The organism is Bradyrhizobium sp. B120 (assembly GCF_049075665.1).
GTDB lineage: Bacteria > Pseudomonadota > Alphaproteobacteria > Rhizobiales > Xanthobacteraceae > Bradyrhizobium.
Genome location: NZ_CP185242.1, coordinates 4,674,611 through 4,692,630 on the forward strand (window position 1 = coordinate 4,674,611; position 18,020 = coordinate 4,692,630).

An 18,020-nucleotide genomic window follows, 5' to 3' on the forward strand; every position below is an offset into this window, starting at 1 on the left:
CGAAGCGGATATGCGCCTAGTTCGGCACCGGCCGCTTCTGCGCGGCCTTGTCCGCGTTCTTGGCGTCGGCGTTCACGGTGACGCCGCGCAGCTGGTTGAACGCCGCGGCCAGCGCCTTGTCGTTCTTCTCGTCCGGCGGCACGTAGGATTGCGAGCCGGTCTGCTCGGCACCCTCGGCGGAGAGGTGGCCGCGCATCGAGGCTTCGCCCTTGATCTCGGAGCGGGTCTTGAACTCGTCCGGCACGTCCTGCAGCACCTCGATGTCGGGCTTGATGCCAAGCGCCTGGATCGAATGGCCCGACGGGGTGAAATAGCGCGCGGTGGTCAGCGCCAGCGCGCCATTGCCGGCGCCAAGCGGAATGATGGTCTGTACCGAGCCCTTGCCGAACGAGCGGGTGCCGATCAGGGTCGCGCGCTTGTGGTCGTGCAGCGCGCCGGCGACGATCTCGGAGGCCGAGGCCGAGCCGCCATTGATCAGCACCACGAGCGGCTTGCCCTTGGTCATGTCGCCGCCATGGGCGGTGAAGCGCTGGGTCTCTTCCGGATTGCGGCCGCGGGTCGAGACCACCTCGCCGCGCTGCATCAGCGTCGAGGTCACCGAGACCGCCTGGTCGAGCAGGCCGCCCGGATTGTTGCGAAGGTCGACGACATAGCCGTCGAGCTTGTCCTGCGGGACCTGCTTCTGGATCTCGCCGATCGCCTTGCGCAGGCCTTCGGTGGTTTGCTCGTTGAACGAGGTGATGCGGATATAGCCGATGTCGCCGCCCTCGACGTGATACTTCACCGGGCGGACACGGATGATCTCTCTGACAATCGAGACCTCGATCGGCTTGTCGGCGTCCTTGCGGATGACCTTCAGCCGGATCGAACTGTTGGGCGCGCCCTTCATCTTGTTGACGGCCTGGTCGAGCGTCAGGCCCTGGATCTGCTCATCGTCGATCGAGGTGATCACGTCGCCCGACATGATGCCGGCGCGCGAAGCCGGCGTGTCGTCGATCGGCGCCACCACCTTGACGAAGCCGTCCTCCATCGTGACTTCGATGCCGAGCCCGCCGAACTCGCCATGCGTGGTCTCCTGCATCTCCGCCCAGCCCTTCTCGTTCATGTAGCGGGAGTGCGGATCGAGCGCGGAGATCATGCCGTTGATCGCCCCTTCGACGAGCTTGGAGTCCTCGGGCTTCTCGACGTAGTCGGTCTTGATCTTCTCGAACACCTCGCCGAACAGGTTGAGCTGCGAATAGGTGTTGTCGGCATGCGCGGCGGCATTGGCGACGGCGAACAGATGCGCCCCCTGCGGCGAGGCCACGAGCAGGGTGAGACACGCTCCCGCAACCGTCCCGAGGAAGAAGCCAACATGTTTGCGCATTATCCGCGATCCTTTTTCGCTATCGGCCGGCCACGTTCCGCAACGTTCACCTGCCCCACCCCGACGGGGGCACCACACAACGGCTTTTTGGTCGGATCAAGGCCGCCTTGTCACTGGACCATTACGGTCCTGTCACGATGCCCTGGTCAGCCCCAAAATCAGCATTTAGTCAGCACCACGTCAGCCTCAAGTCAGCTCCCGGTCGGCCTCTGGCCCAGCCTCCCGCAACCCGCTCTGCCAGGTCGACGGCCGGGTCCCGAATCCGCGCTTGGCCCGGGTGCCCAGCCAATAGCCAAACTGCGGAGGAACATGGCGAAATGGCCCTTCAACCCCGAGTTTTAGCGCGGCATCCATCGGCCAGTTCGGGTTATTGAGGATCTCCCGGCCGACAGCGATCAAATCTGCTTGTTTATCGCGCAGGATTTGCTCGGCCTGATCGCCGTGAATGATCAGACCGACCGCCATGGTCATGATATCGGCGTGCCGGCGGACATATTCCGCCAGCGGCACCTGATAGTTGTATTTGATCTCTTTGCCGAGGATCGGCGCCATCTCGCTGATTCCCCCCGACGAGCAGTCGATCACATCGACGCCCTTGGGCTTCAGGATCGCCGCCAGCCGTGCGCTCTGTTCCGGACCCCAGCCGGCATTGTCCTCGACCGACAGCCGCACGAACAGCGGCTTGTGATCCGGCCAATGCGTGCGCACGGCCTCCGTCACCTCGATCAGGAAGCGCATCCGGTTCGCTTCCGAGCCGCCATATTCGTCGCTGCGCTGGTTCGAGCGTGCGGAGAGGAACTCGTGTACGAGATAGCCATGGGCGCCGTGCAGCTCCAGCACCTCGAATCCGGCCTCGTGCGCGCGCCGCGCCGCCTGCCCCCAGGCCGCGACGAGGTCCTTCACCTCCTGCGTTTCCAGCGCGCGCGGCACCGGCCAGCGCTCGCTATGGGCGATCGCGCTCGGCGCCACCGGCGTCCAGGCGTCCCAATCCTCGATCGCGGCGCTGCGTTCGAGCGGACGGTCGCCCTCCCAGGGACGGCTTGCGCGCGCCTTGCGGCCGGAATGGCCGAGCTGGATGCCGGCGACTGCGTTCTGCTGCTTGATGAAGCTGACGAGCCGACTGAGCGGCGCGACGAACTTGTCGTCCCAGATACCGAGATCGCCGATCGTTCCGCAACCGCGCCGCTCGACCTTGGTCGATTCGACGATCACGAGACCGGCGCCGCCGGCGGCGAACTTGCCGGCATTCATCAGATGCCAATCGGTCGGAAAGCCCTTCTCGGCCGAATATTGATGCATCGGCGGCACCACGATGCGGTTCTTCAGCGTGACGCCGCGGATGGTCATCGGCGAAAACAACAGCATGTCGGACATCGCTTCCTCATGAGGTCGTTACCCGGCGCGCGGCACCGATATTTGGCCGACCTTGTAATTTCCGCCGACGATATACGCCCCGCGCGATCGCCGATAGAGGCACGCGGCGCGCATCACCGAGGCGACATCGATCAACGAGCTGATCCTACTGAGCGAGCTTTCGGTTCGCCGAGACGTCCGTCGGGCAGCCTAGCCCGCATGCGATCGCTTTCTTCTGGTCGGCAACACGCCAGACCAGCAGCGCGACCAGGACGATGATGGTGACGGTGAGCTTGGCCAACGTGTCGTGATTCAATTTCAGCTCCGAGCAACAATCAGCATCAGCGACAATCATCTGCTGCAAACAAAAACCGGCCCCGGGACCGTTGAAGGCGTGCCGGGGCTGTCTACCTGACGCGCATTCGATTCAACGCGGTCGAGATCATCATCGTACGGACCTGACGCGTCCCGCAAGCTCTTCGGTCTGCATGGCAGCACGGCACAACCCGCCGCAGCCATGCTGGAACTTTTCTCGTCAGTGTGCCGTTCGGCGGCTGTGCTCTGATCATTGCCCCAGAGGCACGCAACACCTCCTGCGGCTCCAGCCGTCATGCTGGGGTCGTAAATATCTGCAGTTCCAAGCGGTCTGGAATTTTATCGCGAGTAATGCCGCGATCTCCGGGAACCTGCCCGTCCATCACCTAGCCCATATGGGCTACATCCTCACGACGGCCGTCAACTCCGCGCGAGCCTTGCCGCACCCGCCGCGATCGCGTCGTTGAAGCTCGTGTCCCAGAATTTTCCGACCTCGGCGCGCGCGTCGAGCACGCCGAGCTTGAGGAAGGTGTCGGCAACCTTCTGGTGGGTCTCCGGCACGTCAGGGCTCACACCAGCCAGCGAGAAGTCGTCGCTGCGGCGGGCGAACTGGTCGAGAATGTCCTGCAACGGCAGATGGGTTTCGGCCACCTGTGCCGCCGCATAGAGCGGAAAATTCTTGTTGGCGAACGCATAGGCGCGCTGGATCCGCAGCAAAAGATCGCTGACGGCCGCGTGGCGCAGCGGATCGTCGACCGCCTTCGGATTGGCGTAGATCGGGAAATTCCCCGAGAGATAGCCGACGCCGGTCTTGAGCAGCCGCGCGCCTTGCTTGGCGATGGCGAGCTGCCCGTTGTAGCCGTAGATCGCCCAGGCATCGAGCTTGCCGGAGGCGAATGCCGAGTAGCCGTCGGACGGCGTCAGATTGATGGCCTCGATATCGCTGAACGCAAGCCCGGCCTCCTCGAGCTGCTTGGCGAGGAAGTAATGCGCCGTGGTCGTGCGCACATAACCGACGCGCTTTCCTCTGAGATCGGCGATCGAATGGATCGGCGCATCCTTTGCCGCCACCGTGACCTGGATGTTGAGATCCTCATGGGTGACGGCGATGAAGCGCACCTTGGCGTTCTGGCGCGCGGCGAACATCGCGGGAATCTCGCTGCCCGAACCAACGTCGAGCGCATCGCCGTTCAGGGCCTCGATGTGGAGCACGCCGTTGTTGAGCTCCTTCCATTCGATCTTGTAGGGCGTCTTGTCCTCGCCGGCGGCCTGCAGCAGCGGACGCCAGCCGCCCTTGTAATAGGCAACACGCAAGGTGACGCCGCCGAGATCGGCGCCGCCGCCCGCCCCGGTTTCCGCGCGCGCGCCGCGGGCAACCAGACTTCCAGCGAGAACGCCGAGCGCGGAACGTCGAGAAAGAGAAGATGGCGTGGTCACCGGCTTAGGCTCCTGATCAGCAGTTACATTGCCTGCAAGCTTAGGAGAAAACCCGCCGATGTATATGAGACGCTATTTCGTTTTTCGCTGCGCGCGCGAAAAGTCGTTCCAAGGATCGACGGATTTGCGCGGAAAACAATATCCGACGACGAAACGTAGCCCGGATGAGCGCAGCGATATCCGGGCTATTGCAGCCGCGCTACTTGGCGATCTCGTACACGTCGGGATCGAAGCTCGAGCTCGGATGGGCGAACGCGTTGCGCAGCGCCGGCGAGATCGGGACGTTGTAGTTGATGCCGTTCGGCGGGGTCGGCGCTTCCAGCCACTTCTTGTACATGACCTCGATCTCCGGGCTCTTGTACAGCTCGGCCGTCGCGCGGTCGGCGAGCGCCTTGAACGGCGCGTCCTCCCTCCGCAGCATGATTTCCGAACGGCTCGGCCTTCGAGAAGGCCTCCTCGCTGATCATGTAGAGCGCCGGCTGCTTGGATCGCGCGATTGCCACCGCGAGCTGCACATCGTCGAGGGCATAGGCCTGGGCGCGATCGGTCTCCAGCATCAGGAACGCCTCGGCCTGGTCCTTGGCCGGCTGAACGTTGATGCCGAGCTTGCGTTCGGTGTTGACCTTGATGAGCTGGGTCAGGTTCACCGAGCCCGCAACGGCGGTGACGGATTTGCCCTTGAGATCGTCGATGGTGTTGATGCCGGCGGACTTTTTGGCGGCAAAGCGCGTCGCGCTCAGGAAGTGCGAGTTCGTGAAGGTCACCTGCTTCTGGCGCTCGGCGCTGTTGGTGGTCGCCGAGCAATGCAGGTCGATCGTGCCGTTGACCATCAGCGGGATGCGGTTCGACGAGGTCACCGGGAGATAGTCGACCGCGATGTCGGGCATGCCCAGCTCCTTCTTCACGGCATCGACGATCTTGAGGCAGATATCGAGCGCGAAGCCGATCGGCCGCTGATTGTCGTCGAGATAGCTGAAGGGAACGGAAGCCTCCTGAAAGCCGAGCGTGACCTTCCTGGTCTCCTTGATCTTCTGCAGCGTGCCCGACAGCTCTTCGGCGGCCGCAGGGCCTACGGCGAGCGCGAGAGCGAAAAGGACGGCGGGCAAACGCATCCGCGGCTCCTGTGCGGTGATCGGATGGCGGTGATAGCCCACACACAGGCCTGGCGATAGAAGATGATGTGTCTATCAGCTATCGCGCTTTGCGATGGTCCGGATCGCTATTGCTGCGCGCCGTCCGCGAGCAGTCGGTCGCCGACCAAATGGACCGCGCCGCGGGTCCATGAATAATCGGCGCCCATCCGCAAGCCGCTGTCGCCCCGTGAGACGACCGCACCGCTGCGGGCATCGCGCACCTGGAAGCCGACCGTGTATTCGGTCCGGCTGACCCGCCTGATCACGCCGATCAGCGATTGATCGGCGCCGAGCTTCTGCGCGATCGCCGCCTCGCAGCCGTCGCAGTCGCGCAGCGCCCGCGCCTTGACGGCCTCGGCCATTGCGCCGCCGGTATCGACCAGGCGGTAGCGGCCGGATTGCGCAAGCCGGTCGCGGACGCCCTGGGTGACATCGGCCAGCGTGGCGGCGTCCGAGCCGGCAAGGCCGGACGACGGTGCCGCGGAATTATCCTCGAGCTCGAACTCGAACACCGCAAGCCCGATCGGCACCACGGCGGCGGCCTGTGCCGTCGGCAGCGCAGCGGCAAGAACGGCGCGCACCTCGCGCGACACGAACATCCGCGCATGGTCCCATGCCTCGTCATTGTCGCCGCGGAACGTGTAGAGCTTTTCGTACAGCACACGGCTCGCGCCGACATCGATCACCGCGACCTTGGCCCACTGCACCAGCGTGCTCATCTTCTGCACGCCGCCGACCACCTTGATCTGAGCCTCGCCGGCGGGCGCCGTCGACGGCACCAGGCGATAGCGGGGCTCGGCGGCGACATCGGCGCGCAGCGCGGCCATGAACGCATCCAGCCGCTTCTGATGGGTGGCGGTCTGGTCGATCACCTCGCCCGAGGTGTCGACATAGCTGAAATCATCGACGCTGACGCCAAGCGGGGATGCGGCGCCGGTTTCGGCGCGGAGCGGACAAGGTCCGGCCAGAAGGCCGATCAACGCAAGGGCGTGCAAGACGAAGCGGGATTGGCGCATGATCGAGGCCTTTCAGGTGCTGGTGCGGGGTGGATCGCAGCCTAGGCCGGCCAGCATCCGCGCCGCAGCGGAGCGCTTCCCGGCCGATGCCGGGAAAATTTCACGACGGTGGTCCGCACCCAAGGCGACACTTCTCGACGCCTTCGTTCTGCCGTTTAATGGGCGTGACGGCCCTGCCCGCAACCACGCGCCGAGGGTCGTCTGCGACCTCTGAGGATATGCCGATGCGGTATTGGTCCGGAAGCGATCTGAAGCTGCGGCTGACGTTGCGTGTGGCTGCGGTGTCGCTGCTCTGCTTTGCCGCGATCTCCGGCTACTTCCTGATCGAGGCCGACCGCTCGGTGCGCGCCAGGATCGCTGCCGTTGCCGATGTCGCCGCCAGGACGCTCGAGTTGCAGCAGAGCAAGATCCAGTGGCTGAACAATCCACGCTCCGATTTCCCCGATCTCGACAGCGTTGCTGCCTCGGTCATGGCGCCGGGCCTGTGCCTCGCCTTTCGCAGCAATGGCGGCGAGATCCGCCAGCGCTTCTGCGGCGGCACGCAGACCGATACGGCCGCGCCGCCGCAAGCCTTCGCGGCGCTCTATCGCCGCCTGTTCGATCCCGGCCGGGAGACCGTGCGCCCGGTGATTGCGCGCGGCCAGGCGATCGGCGAGGCCGTGGTCTGGGTCGATCCGGCTGTGCTGACGACCGAGGCCTGGCACGACGCCGGCCGGCTGATGACGGTGCTGATGCTCGCGCTGCCGCTGCTCTGCGCGCTGGTCTATGCGGCGCTGTCGCGTGCGCTGCGTCCGACGCGGCTGATCCGCGACGGGCTTGAACGGATCGCCGCTGGCGACCTCACCGCGCGCCTGCCGCCGTTCGACCTCGCCGAATTGTCGGCGATCGGCGACGTCTTCAATCAGCTCGCCGAGCGCCTCGCCACCGCGCTCTCCGACCGCAACGCGCTGACGCAGAAACTGATCGTGGTGCAGGACGAGGAGCGCCGGCATCTGGCGCGCGAGCTGCACGACGAGTTCGGGCAATCGCTGGCGGCGATCCGCGCGCTCGCCGCCTCGGCGCGCCTGACCGCGGTCCAGGATTGCCCGCCTCTGCTCGCCGAATGCGACGGCATCGCGCGGACCGCGACCGACATGATGGAGACGTTGCGCGGCGCCCTCTTCAGGTTGCGCCCGCCCGATGTCGACGAACTCGGCCTTGCGGCCAGCCTGGAGGGCCTGATCGCCGGCTGGAACGGCCGCAGCCGGGGACAGCCGCGGTTCGAGATCGCCGTATCGGGATCGTTCGAGCGCATCCCCGCCTCGACCGGCGCCAACCTCTATCGCATCGCGCAGGAGGCGCTGACCAACGCCGCCAAGCACGCCGGCGCCACGCGCGTCATGCTGCGGCTTGAGATGCGCGAGACGGCTTCGGCCGGCGGCGGCAGCGAAATCATGCTCGCGATCGACGATGATGGCAGGCCCGGCGATCCCCAGAGCGATCCTCAAGTGAAGTCCGGCATGGGCCTGCTCGGCATGCGCGAGCGGGTCGCCGCGCTCGGCGGGCGGCTGAGCTTCGAGGCCGGACAGCCCAACGGCTCGTCGCTCCGTGTCAGCGTTCCCGTCGCGGCCGGCCGAGAGGCCGCATTTGTGGAACGCGCCGCATGAGCAATACGGTGCGAACCATCATGCTGGTCGACGACCACGCCGTCGTTCGCGAGGGTTACCGGGCGATGCTGCAGAAGCAGCCGGGCCTCTCGGTCGTCGCCGAAGCCTCCGACGGCGTCGAGGCCTACCGCCTCTACAAGGAAACCGGGCCCGACCTCGTCATCATGGACCTGTCGATGCCCGGCATCGGCGGCATCGAGGCCATCCGGCGCCTCAGGCAGTGGGACAAGCGGGCAAAGATCCTGGTGTTCACCATGCACCAGAACGCGGCGTTTGCCGTGCAGGCGATCCGCGCCGGCGCGAGCGGCTATGTCACCAAGACCAGCCCGCCGGAGACGCTGGTGCACGCCGTGATGGACGCGCTGTCGGGCAAGATCGCGATCAGCCCGGACATCGACCACGAACTCGCGCTCAGCCACCTCGCCGGCGAGAGCGCAGCCGCCGACCTCCTGACCGCGCGGGAGTTCGAGGTGCTGCGCATGCTGCTTGCGGAAAAGACCACCGACGAGATCGCCGAGGCACTGCATCTCAGCCCCAAGACAGTCGCGAACCTGCATTCCCTGATCAAGGACAAGCTCGGCGTCGGCACGGATATCGAGTTGGTCCGCCTCGCGCTGCGGCAGGGTATTCTGACGCAGATCGATCTGGGCGAACGGTGAGTCCGCATCGGGGCCGGCTTGCATTGCTAGCCGCGCTCATCGAGATCGCTGCTCAAAGAAGGGCCCCAGCGAGGGGGTACACGCTGAGGCCAGAGCAACTTGGTCACACCATCCTAGACCTCGCCCCGGCGCTTTCCTTTGTTCCTTCGGAGTTACCGGATTCATACGGGTCGAAGACTGAACCTTATTGCTCGCTCGCGCGTATCCATAACGTCAGGATTTTGCCATTCCTCCTGGGGCTAGAACCAACGTCGCCCGTCCTATTTCAATGCGGGCGGCGTTGCGCGTTTCTGGCCTGCAACGAGACGCGCCATGCCGAGGCAGCCGACATTGATGAAAGTTCCCGGGCAGGAACCGGAACGGATATCAGCCGACGTTAGTTGGACAGCATGATCTTGAAGGATGGAGCGTCATCGCCGTGAGCCGAAAAACCCTGCAGGCACGTTCAGAGCAGGCGCTCGTCGTCGTCATCCTCAGCACCGGCGCGCTGATCGCCTACCTTGGCCTGGCGCTGTCCAGGATGTGAGAGGTCTGCCCGGCAGCCTGCAAGTCGATCGAGGGGCGCTTCGCGGTCGCCACGAACGTGGGTCGAGATGCGCTGGACGCTGCGTGCGGGACTGACGAGAGCGCGCAATGCGGACGGTGAAGTCGTGTGGTCCTGACGCCCTAGCGGCAGGTGTCTTTTCACGGATCGTGCAACAAATTCGGTGTCGTCCCGGCCTTGAGCCGGGACCCATAACCACCGAAGGTGATCGTTGCGCGACGCTGGGGCCACGGCCCTCTTTAACAACACGCCCCAGTGGTTATGGGTCCCTGCTTTCGCAGGGACGACGGGATGCAGGCCGCGCCACACATTCGGTGTCGTCCTGGCGAAAGCCAGGACGACGATTGGGGAGATCTCGAGTTCGTCTCTATCACCGTCACCCTGAGAAGCGCGGAATTGAAAGTTTGGCGTGGCCGTGAGCCTGCTTTCGCAGGGACGACACCCCGCCACCGTCGTCGCATGCCTGCCGCACAAATCGGGGACATTGCCGCCCGCCCGCAATTCTCGTACACGGTTTCACGCAATGACCTCGCAACTCTCTCCCGATTCCGTCGACGTGCTGCTGTTCGATATCGGCCGCGTCGTGCTCGACATCGACTTCGAGAAGGTGATGGCGCACTGGGCGCAGCATGCCGGCTGCGCGCCGGCCGACCTCGCCACGCGATTTGTCGTCGACGACAGCTTCAAGCATCACGAGATCGGCCGGATCGACGACGCGGCGTTCTTCGCAAATCTGCGCCGGACGCTCGGCATCGACATCACCGATGCGCAGTTCCTCGAAGGCTGGAATGCGATCTTCACCGGCGAGATGCCGGGCATCGCCCCCCTGCTCGCGACCGCCGCGAAGCGGATGCCGCTCTACGCCTTCTCCAACACCAATCCGGCCCACGTCGCGCATTTCTCGGTCATCCATGCCGAGCTGCTCAGCCATTTCCGCACCGTCTTCCTGTCCTCGACGATCGGCCATCGGAAACCCGACGCCGAGGCCTACGATCATGTGGTAAAAGCCATCGGCGTGCCGGCGTCGCGGATCCTGTTCTTCGACGACCTGGCCGCCAACATCGAGGGCGCGCGGGCGCGCGGCCTTCATGCCATCCACGTGACATCGACGGATGACGTGGCGCGGGCTCTGACTGCACTTGGTATTGAACATTAGGATTGAAGGAGCTCCGAGCGTGGCCCTGATGCCGGTTGCCGATGCCCTGTCCGCCGTCCTCGCCGGCGCCGAACCGCTGCCGGAGGAGATGGTGGCGCTCGATGCCGCCTACCACCGCACCCTGGCGCGCGACCTCGCCGCGCTGCGCACCCAGCCGCCGCAGCCGATGTCGGCGATGGACGGCTATGCCGTGCGCGCGGCCGACGCCGGTGATCTGACGGTCCGGCTCAAGGTGATCGGCGAAGTCGCCGCCGGCCGGCCGTTCGAGCGCACGGTCGGCGCCGGCGAAGCGGTGCGGATCTTCACCGGCGGCGTGATCCCTAATGGCGCCGACGCCGTCATCATCCAGGAAGACACCGCCGTCGACGGCGACCACATCACGATCACCGAGCCAGCTGCCGCCGGACGGCACATCCGCCCGGCCGGCGTCGACTTCCGTGAAGGCGACGTGCTGCTCGCCGCCGGCAGCCGCCTCTCCGATCGCGCGCTGTCACTGGCGGCCGCCATGAACTATCCGGACCTCGCGGTGCACCGTCGTCCGAAGGTCGCGGTGCTGGCGACCGGCGACGAGCTGGTGATGCCGGGCGCGACGCCCGGGCCCGGCCAGATCGTCTATTCCAACGGTTACGCGCTGCGGGCACTGGCGCGCGCCGAGGGCGCCGAGACCGTCGATCTCGGGGTTGCCGCCGACACGGTGGAAGCCACCACCGCCGGCATCCGCCGGGCGCGCGAGACCGGTGCCGACATCCTGATCACGACCGGCGGCGCCTCGGTCGGCGACCACGACCTGGTCAAGCAGTCGCTGGAGGCCGAGGGCGTTCAGATGGCGTTCTGGCGGATTGCGATGCGACCCGGCAAGCCGATGATGCATGGCCGGCTCGGCGCAATGCGGGTGATCGGCCTGCCCGGCAATCCGGTGTCCTCCTATGTCTGCGCCTTCCTGTTTCTGGTGCCGTTGATTCGGGCACTGAGCGGCCGAAAAGCTGTTCGTCATCGCCGCGAGAGCGCATTGCTCGGCCGCGACCTCGCCGCCAACGACCAGCGCGAGGACTATCTGCGCGCACGCATCGAGGCGCGCGAGGACGGCACGCTGATCGCAACGCCGGTCACACAGCAGGACTCGTCGCTGCTCGGGAATCTCGCTGCGGCACGGGCACTTCTCGTGCGTCCGCCGTTTGCGCCTGCCGCCGTCAAAGGCAGCGAATGCGAGATCCTGACACTGCCCGAGTGACGGCGCAGACCGCATCGCTTGAGCGCTCGCCGGATGCGTTCACCGGAAATTAAGTGGTTGCGGAACACATATCGAACATATAGTGTCCGTTCATGATTTGTTTCGAGTACTGGTGTGTACAAATGGGAGGCCGCGAGGGAGCGCTTGTGATGAGCACCGTGCTCCTGAGGTCAGGCCCCGCCTGCAGGCCTACCTGAAGAGTCTCGGAATCGAACGACGCTACCAACCGGGGGAATACTCGAGATGCTCACGCGCAAACAGTACGAACTTCTGCGTTTCATCAATGAACGTCTGAAAGAGGCCGGCGTACCGCCCTCGTTCGACGAGATGAAGGATGCGCTCGACCTGCGCTCGAAGTCCGGAATCCACCGCCTGATCACTGCGCTGGAAGAGCGCGGATTCATCCGCCGCCTGCCCAACCGCGCCCGCGCCATCGAAGTCATCAAGCTGCCCGAACTCTCGGCTGGCGGCGGCAACGGCCGCCGCGGCTTCACGCCGAGCGTCATCGAAGGCACCCTCGGCAAGCGCACCAGCTCGCCGCCGATCGCCGAGGACGACGGCAACCGTCCGGTCGCGGTCCCCGTGATGGGCCGGATCGCCGCCGGTACGCCGATCGAGGCGCTGCAGACCCGCAGCCACACCATCAGCGTACCGCCCGACATGCTCGGCTCCGGCGAGCACTATGCGCTGGAAGTGCGCGGCGACTCGATGGTCGATGCCGGCATCCTCGACGGCGACATGGCGCTGATCCAGCGCAACGACGTCGCCAACACCGGCGACATCGTGGTGGCGCTGATCGACGAGGAGGAAGCCACCCTGAAGCGCTTCCGCCGCCGCGGCGCATCGATCGCGCTGGAGCCGGCCAATACCGCCTATGAAGTGCGCATCCTGCCGCCGAACCGGGTCCGCATCCAGGGCAAGCTGATCGGCCTCTATCGCAAATACTGAATTTCAAATACTTGCGGCGGCGGGGAACGAGCAACACATCGGATCGTTCCTTGAATGATAGCGCAACGTGCTGTTTGCCCGATGCGCTCCGATACCTCTCACGCAGCGTCGCGTGTTTGTGATCGGGAGCGTTGGGCGACCAGTCGTACAATCGCCCAGAAACGAGGAGACACTCGTTCGCTATCGTCCACTCTGGTAGAGGCCCTATGCCTCAAGGAGAGGCACGGGTCGCTACCTCGATTAGAGGAGCCATCCGATGTGTGACTATAGTCTGCACGCCGTGGCGTCGCGCCCCGCCATTGTTGGAGAGACGCTGATCACCACGACTTTCCGCGGCACGTCGACCCGCGGCTTTGCTTCGGAGACCGATCCCACTGTCGCGGTCTGCATGCTGCCGGGCACCGAGCTCGCTTTCGCCGAGAACGTTCGCTACGACAGCCGCTGGATCTGGACCAAGACGATGAACTTCCGCGTCGGCGTGTTCAACGAAGTCGAGCCCGACGTTCCCGATCGCCATCATGACGCGGTCGAATTCCCCGACGGCAGCCATGTGCTGGTGACCCAGCTGGTCGAGGGACAACGCGTCAGCGTGCTGCAATTGCCGGCACTGCATCCGCCGGTCGAGCAGAAGCCGAAGGTGGTGGAGCGGCGGCCCTCCGCATTTGCGTCGCTGTTTTTGGGTTGAACGCATCGTCGCCGCGGAATGAGCTGTCCGGCGGCGGATGACCTAAGCGATTTCGAGCGACCCCGGACGCCGGGTTCCGGGGCGCAGCTGGAGAATTGCGTCGACACGCGCCTTGGCGCATCATCGGGCACGGAGGACGTGCGTGGTGGTCGACAAGGTCACATGGCAAAAGGCTGGACGCGTCACGGAGCCGGGCCGCTACATGTTCCGGTTCGGCTGGCTGACGGTGACGGCTGACGACCTGAAGGTCTGGGAGCAATTCCCCGAGGCTTCCTTCACCCTCGTCAAGAAGCCCGACGCCGGCCCTGACTCCGACGAATACCATCTCGGCCTGTTCGAGCTGCCGACCGGGCCCTCGCCCGACAACGGTTAATCATCGCCCTGCAAATCGGTTTCGGCCGGCGTCGCGTCGACGGCGGGCCGCGGAGCGGTCGCGGGCGTGCGCAGCGTGGTCTCACTCTCGCCGTCGCCGGGGACCGCCGGTGACCACGGCCGGTCGATCCCGCCGGGCTTGACCGCATCGATCACGTAGCCGTCCCTGATGCGCCGCAGCACCAGCGCGCCGTGGCGCCGCAACCGCTCGGCATCGATCACCGAGGCCGCGCAATCCTTCGGCGCCGGTCGCGCGCTCACGATCAGCACCGCACGCTCGCAGTCGTCGGCCAGCGCCTCGGGCCGGCTCGCCAGCGCGACGAAGGCGCCGCCGGGACCCTGCGTCACGCAGCCGCTCGGATCGCAGGAGACGCCCTCGCCGAGCGACGAGTCCGTCGCAGTCCGCGCGTCGGCATCCGCCGCCAGCCACTCCTTGACGAGGAATGCGTCCTTCGCGCTGTGCATCAGATGCAGCCGGCCGTCGCCGCCCCGCACCGCAACGTTGCGACCGTCGGCTGAGACCAGCACGTCCGGCTGCGGCACCCGCACCGCCCAGACCGAGGCCACCACCAGCAGCACGGCACCCGACCAACGCAGCGGCGTCCGCAACAGCCCGAGCAGGATGAGGCCCGCGCTTGCCACGACCATCGGCCCGATTCCGAACGCCGCCATCCGGCCGACCGCGCCCGGCAGCGCGGCGACCCATTGCGTCACCAGGATCATCCAGTCGATGCCGAACCCCATGATCGCCCAGAACACGCCGTCGAAGCCGAACGGCATGGCGAGCAGCCCGAGCAGGCCGGCCGGCATCACGACCGCCGACACCACCGGCATCGCCGCAAGGTTCGCCAGCAGCCCGTAGGGCGTCACGCGGTGGAAATGGAACGCGGCGTAGGGCGTCGTCGCGAGCCCGGCGACCAGCGAGGCCAGCATCAGCATCGTGAGCTCGCGCCCGCCCCACAGCGCTACCCGTGCGGTCGCCGAATGATCTGGTGACGCCAGCAGGTTCGGCAGCCCGATCTGCACCAGCGCCACCAGCCCGAGCGTCGCCGCAAACGACATCTGGAAGCTCGGATGCACCAGTGCCTCCGGCGCGATCGCGAGCACGATCAGCGCCGCCACCGCCAGCGTGCGGAAGGTGATCGCGCGGCGGTCGACGATGACCGCGATCAGCACCACGGCCGTCATGAAGAACGATCGCTGGGTCGCGACCTCCGCCCCCGACAGCAGGAGGTAGAACGCCGCCGCGACGAGCGCGGCCGCCGCCGCCCATTTCTTGATCGGGTGCCCGGCCGTCAGCGCCGGAAACAGCGCAAGCAACGCGCGGATCGTGAAGAACACGACACCCGCGACCACCGCCATGTGATAGCCGGAGATCGACAGCACATGGCCGAGCCCCGAGATGAACATCGCGTCGTTGACCGGCGTCGTGATCGCATCGCGCCGGCCGGTGAGCAGTGCCGTTGCGATCGCGCGCTGGTCGCCGTCCAGCGTGGTGCGGATCCGCGCGTCGATGGCATCGCGCAGCCACTGCATGAAGGCGGCATAGCGCAACGCAAGGCCACCAGTTGCCGGCGGCTCCCTGGTCCTCACCGCGCCCATCACGAAACCGGATGCGCCGATCCCCTGGAAATAGAGGTCGCGGCCGAAATCATAGGAGCCCGGACGCTGCGGCCCGAGCGGCGGCATCAGCCGCGCCTTCAATTCGACGAAACTGCCGACGTCGGGCGCGGTGCCCTTCTTCACCGAGAGCCTGACGCGCTCGAGTTTTGGCGCCTCGCGCTGGCTTTCCATCGTGACGACGCGCAGCACGAAGCGGTCGGTCTTCTCTCTGACGTCGCGCGTCTCGACAAAACCGGTCAGCGCCACGGAATATATCGGGCGCGCCAGCACGCCATGGGCGATCCGCGCGGTCTTCCATGTCGCCGTCGCAAAGCCCGCGGCAACCGCGGCCAGCATCACCACGGCGGCAAACACCCGATGCCGCCGCAGCAGCAGTGCCAGCAGGCAGAGCGCGATCGCGACTGACGCCGCGACGGACAAGACCGGCTCGTGCTCGGCCGCGAAATAGAACGCAATCCCGGTGCCGAATGCCACCGGCACCCACGGCAACAGCCGCCCGGCCCCCGTCTCCGCGCGCACCCATTGCCGCAATGTCTCGACGAGCGGCCGCCAGATGCTGGTGCGCACCGGAACGTAGCCACCGACCGGCGCAGCCGCGCGCGGCGGCCAAGTCCCCGCGTAGCCGCGTCTGCCGCCCGGCGTCGTGCCCTGCTCCGCCATTCCGCTTGCGATCCCTGCCGGGCCACAAAGCTAGCGGAAGCCCCCGTCGGCCGCCTAGCGGAACACAACCGGAACACGAAGGTATCCGGCAGCACGCGCTGCGGCTACTACGGGGTCCTGCGAAAGCGGAAATCACAGCACGAAGCCCCCTCCATCAAGGTCTGGGAACGGGAGAGCTGCAGGCCGTCGTCGAAGCCCGCGAGCATGGCATGGTCGCGCTTGCAGTGAACCTCGTAGCCGATGTCGGCGAGGCCGAGATCCTTGTAGAACTCGGCATAGCCGCAGCGCTTCACATTGAAAGCAAACTGTTGCTCCGACTGGTCCAGGATCTGGACCTCCATGGCGCCACCGGCCGCCCACAATTCATCTACAATCCGCCTCAACGACCCGATGCCCTGTCCATAGGTGGAGGCCCATGTTGCGCCATCCTCGGCCGCGAGCCGGCGTATCGTGGCATCGACGAGCTCCCGCGTGGCATCGTCGCCGAGCTTGTCGCGCAGCGTCTGGATGAAGGGGATCAGAACGCGGCCCTCGATCTTGCGCCGCTGCAAATGACTGATGGCCACGTCGTGAGTGTTGGGCATGGATGCTCTCCCTGGCAGAAACCGGTCGGGCTATTTCTGCGCGAGTGGACCGGCCGGATCAAACCAATCCTCCTTGCCCGTTGACTTAGAAAATCTATCCCTGAAAACTGCGGCTCCATAGACCCTGAGAAGTGCCGACAATGAGCTACCGTCTTCCTCCCCTGAACGGACTACGCGCCTTCGAGACGTCCGCGCGGCATTTGAGCTTCAAGCGCGCGGCCGACGAATTGTGCGTGACGCCCGGCGCGGTCAGCCAGCAGGTCAAGGCGCTGGAGACCGCGTTGGGGATCGCGCTGTTCCGGCGGCTGCCGCGCGGATTGCTGCTGACGACCGCCGGCGAAGAGTACCTGCCGTCGATCAGCCGCGCCTTCCGTGAGATATCGCACGCGACGCATCGTACAGCGCCCGCGCTTCGCGGCAGGCGGCTTCGGCTCGGCGTTGCACCAGCCATCCTGTCAAGGAAGTGCCCTGCGATCCAAAGCTTGACGCGGCAGGATCAACGGCAAATGCGCGTCACTCTCTCCGCGACCGGCGATCTCGGCGAACTGATCGACGGCAGGCTCGACGCCTTGCTGCGATCCACCACGCGATCGCATCCGGGGCTGCACCTCGAGCAGATTGAACTTCGCTCGCCGAAGGGCATGACCGTGCCGGCCACCCTGCTCACGCTGCCGGGATTGGCCGGCTGCCTGGAGCACCGGGCGCTCGTCCAAATCCTGCAAGAGCAGAATATGTCCGCCGAGACGTGATGCGGGCCGCGGCTAGAGCCTGCGGCGGCGCGCTGCATGATTTCGGAATAATAGAAGAATACCGCTGATTTGCCCGACGTGTCAAGTCGCCTTGCCGATCGCCGGCGGCCGCCGGCTACTTTGCATGGGGTTGTTTTCGATATTTTGACAGGTGCTAGATCAATGGCGTCTGCGACGAGACGTGATGGCAGGCGATCTTCCAGTCGCCGTCCTCGCGCGCGATCACCCAGGTGATCTTGACGGCGAGCGCGGGCGCATCGCTGTCGAGGAAGAACGAGGCGATAGCAGCCATGTTGACTAGGCTGTCATTGACCTGCTCCGTCCTGACCTCGCTGAACTGGACGCGCGGTGCCTGCCAGCGCGGCAGGCCGTCAAAGTAGGCTTTGACGCCGTCGCGGCCGCGATAGAGCGTCGGGTTCGAGCCGAAGAAGAACGCGTGCTGCGAGTAGAGCGCAGCAAGCGTATCCGCATCGAGCTTGCCGAAGCCTCCGGACCATCTGGCGATGATGGCGGAGGCGATACCGTCGGCTTCGTCAGGCATCG

The 18,020-nt window shown here is 65.8% G+C and carries 17 protein-coding genes and 1 pseudogene; 9 read left to right on the forward strand and 9 right to left on the reverse strand.

Going from position 1 to position 18,020, the window contains the following annotated elements:
* Positions 1 to 16 precede the first annotated feature (16 nt).
* From ACOIX3_RS21360 to ACOIX3_RS21385, 6 genes and pseudogenes are all read right to left on the reverse strand, one after another.
* A complete protein-coding gene (locus ACOIX3_RS21360) occupies positions 17 to 1,366 on the reverse strand; it encodes a S41 family peptidase (RefSeq protein WP_342728902.1) in 1,350 nt (449 codons plus the stop codon).
* Positions 1,367 to 1,552: 186 nt separating this feature from the next.
* Entirely contained in the window at positions 1,553 to 2,740 is a 1,188-nt protein-coding gene (locus ACOIX3_RS21365) for an NADH:flavin oxidoreductase/NADH oxidase (protein ID WP_420964166.1), read from the reverse strand.
* Positions 2,741 to 2,885: 145 nt separating this feature from the next.
* On the reverse strand, positions 2,886 to 3,035 hold the full coding sequence (locus ACOIX3_RS21370) for a hypothetical protein (RefSeq protein WP_420964167.1): 150 nt from the start codon (positions 3,033 to 3,035) through the stop codon (positions 2,886 to 2,888).
* A 419-nt stretch (positions 3,036 to 3,454) separates the two neighbouring features.
* The gene (locus ACOIX3_RS21375; RefSeq protein WP_420964168.1) at positions 3,455 to 4,471 is read right to left on the reverse strand and encodes an ABC transporter substrate-binding protein; all 1,017 of its coding nucleotides are present in this window, start codon (positions 4,469 to 4,471) and stop codon (positions 3,455 to 3,457) included.
* 199 nt (positions 4,472 to 4,670) lie between these two features.
* Positions 4,671 to 5,583: pseudogene (locus tag ACOIX3_RS21380) on the reverse strand (amino acid ABC transporter substrate-binding protein).
* Between the two features lie 107 nt (positions 5,584 to 5,690).
* A complete protein-coding gene (locus ACOIX3_RS21385; protein ID WP_420964169.1) occupies positions 5,691 to 6,620 on the reverse strand; it encodes a DUF2380 domain-containing protein in 930 nt (309 codons plus the stop codon).
* Here ACOIX3_RS21385 and ACOIX3_RS21390 point away from each other — a divergent pair.
* The 8 genes from ACOIX3_RS21390 (at position 6,619) to ACOIX3_RS21425 (ending at position 13,862) form a co-directional block, all read left to right on the forward strand.
* Positions 6,619 to 6,834 (forward strand): hypothetical protein, encoded by a 216-nt coding sequence (locus ACOIX3_RS21390; RefSeq protein WP_420964170.1) that lies wholly within the window; start codon positions 6,619 to 6,621, stop codon positions 6,832 to 6,834. The genes ACOIX3_RS21385 and ACOIX3_RS21390 overlap by 2 nt on opposite strands.
* A 10-nt stretch (positions 6,835 to 6,844) precedes the next feature.
* Positions 6,845 to 8,266, forward strand: coding sequence for a histidine kinase (locus tag ACOIX3_RS21395; RefSeq protein ID WP_420964171.1), 1,422 nt, complete (start codon positions 6,845 to 6,847; stop codon positions 8,264 to 8,266).
* Positions 8,263 to 8,925: a response regulator gene (locus ACOIX3_RS21400; protein ID WP_420964172.1), complete on the forward strand. Its 663-nt coding sequence runs from the start codon at positions 8,263 to 8,265 to the stop codon at positions 8,923 to 8,925. Before ACOIX3_RS21395 ends, ACOIX3_RS21400 begins: the two co-directional genes overlap by 4 nt.
* 1,067 nt (positions 8,926 to 9,992) lie before the next feature.
* Entirely contained in the window at positions 9,993 to 10,625 is a 633-nt protein-coding gene (locus ACOIX3_RS21405) for an HAD family hydrolase (RefSeq protein ID WP_420964173.1), read from the forward strand.
* Between the two features lie 19 nt (positions 10,626 to 10,644).
* The gene (glp, locus tag ACOIX3_RS21410) at positions 10,645 to 11,856 is read left to right on the forward strand and encodes a gephyrin-like molybdotransferase Glp (protein ID WP_420964174.1); all 1,212 of its coding nucleotides are present in this window, start codon (positions 10,645 to 10,647) and stop codon (positions 11,854 to 11,856) included.
* 243 nt (positions 11,857 to 12,099) lie between these two features.
* Positions 12,100 to 12,804: a transcriptional repressor LexA gene (gene lexA / locus ACOIX3_RS21415; RefSeq protein WP_092114589.1), complete on the forward strand. Its 705-nt coding sequence runs from the start codon at positions 12,100 to 12,102 to the stop codon at positions 12,802 to 12,804.
* Between the two features lie 256 nt (positions 12,805 to 13,060).
* On the forward strand, positions 13,061 to 13,489 hold the full coding sequence (locus ACOIX3_RS21420; protein WP_092114590.1) for a hypothetical protein: 429 nt from the start codon (positions 13,061 to 13,063) through the stop codon (positions 13,487 to 13,489).
* Positions 13,490 to 13,634: 145 nt separating this feature from the next.
* Complete coding sequence (locus tag ACOIX3_RS21425; protein WP_092114591.1) at positions 13,635 to 13,862, forward strand: hypothetical protein; 228 nt, start codon at positions 13,635 to 13,637, stop codon at positions 13,860 to 13,862.
* Here ACOIX3_RS21425 and ACOIX3_RS21430 read toward each other — a convergent pair.
* Positions 13,859 to 16,144: a ComEC/Rec2 family competence protein gene (locus tag ACOIX3_RS21430; RefSeq protein ID WP_420964175.1), complete on the reverse strand. Its 2,286-nt coding sequence runs from the start codon at positions 16,142 to 16,144 to the stop codon at positions 13,859 to 13,861. The two genes, ACOIX3_RS21425 and ACOIX3_RS21430, sit on opposite strands and share 4 nt — an antisense overlap.
* Before the next feature lie 107 nt (positions 16,145 to 16,251).
* The gene (locus ACOIX3_RS21435; RefSeq protein ID WP_420964176.1) at positions 16,252 to 16,728 is read right to left on the reverse strand and encodes an L-2-amino-thiazoline-4-carboxylic acid hydrolase; all 477 of its coding nucleotides are present in this window, start codon (positions 16,726 to 16,728) and stop codon (positions 16,252 to 16,254) included.
* Between the two features lie 140 nt (positions 16,729 to 16,868).
* On the opposite strand from ACOIX3_RS21435, the gene ACOIX3_RS21440 reads away from it, so the two are divergent.
* Positions 16,869 to 17,477 (forward strand): LysR family transcriptional regulator, encoded by a 609-nt coding sequence (locus ACOIX3_RS21440; RefSeq protein WP_420964177.1) that lies wholly within the window; start codon positions 16,869 to 16,871, stop codon positions 17,475 to 17,477.
* 154 nt (positions 17,478 to 17,631) lie between these two features.
* Here the strand turns inward: ACOIX3_RS21440 and ACOIX3_RS21445 are convergent, their stop codons facing one another.
* Positions 17,632 to 18,018: a YybH family protein gene (locus ACOIX3_RS21445; protein ID WP_420964178.1), complete on the reverse strand. Its 387-nt coding sequence runs from the start codon at positions 18,016 to 18,018 to the stop codon at positions 17,632 to 17,634.
* Between the last annotated feature and the right edge of the window lie 2 nt (positions 18,019 to 18,020).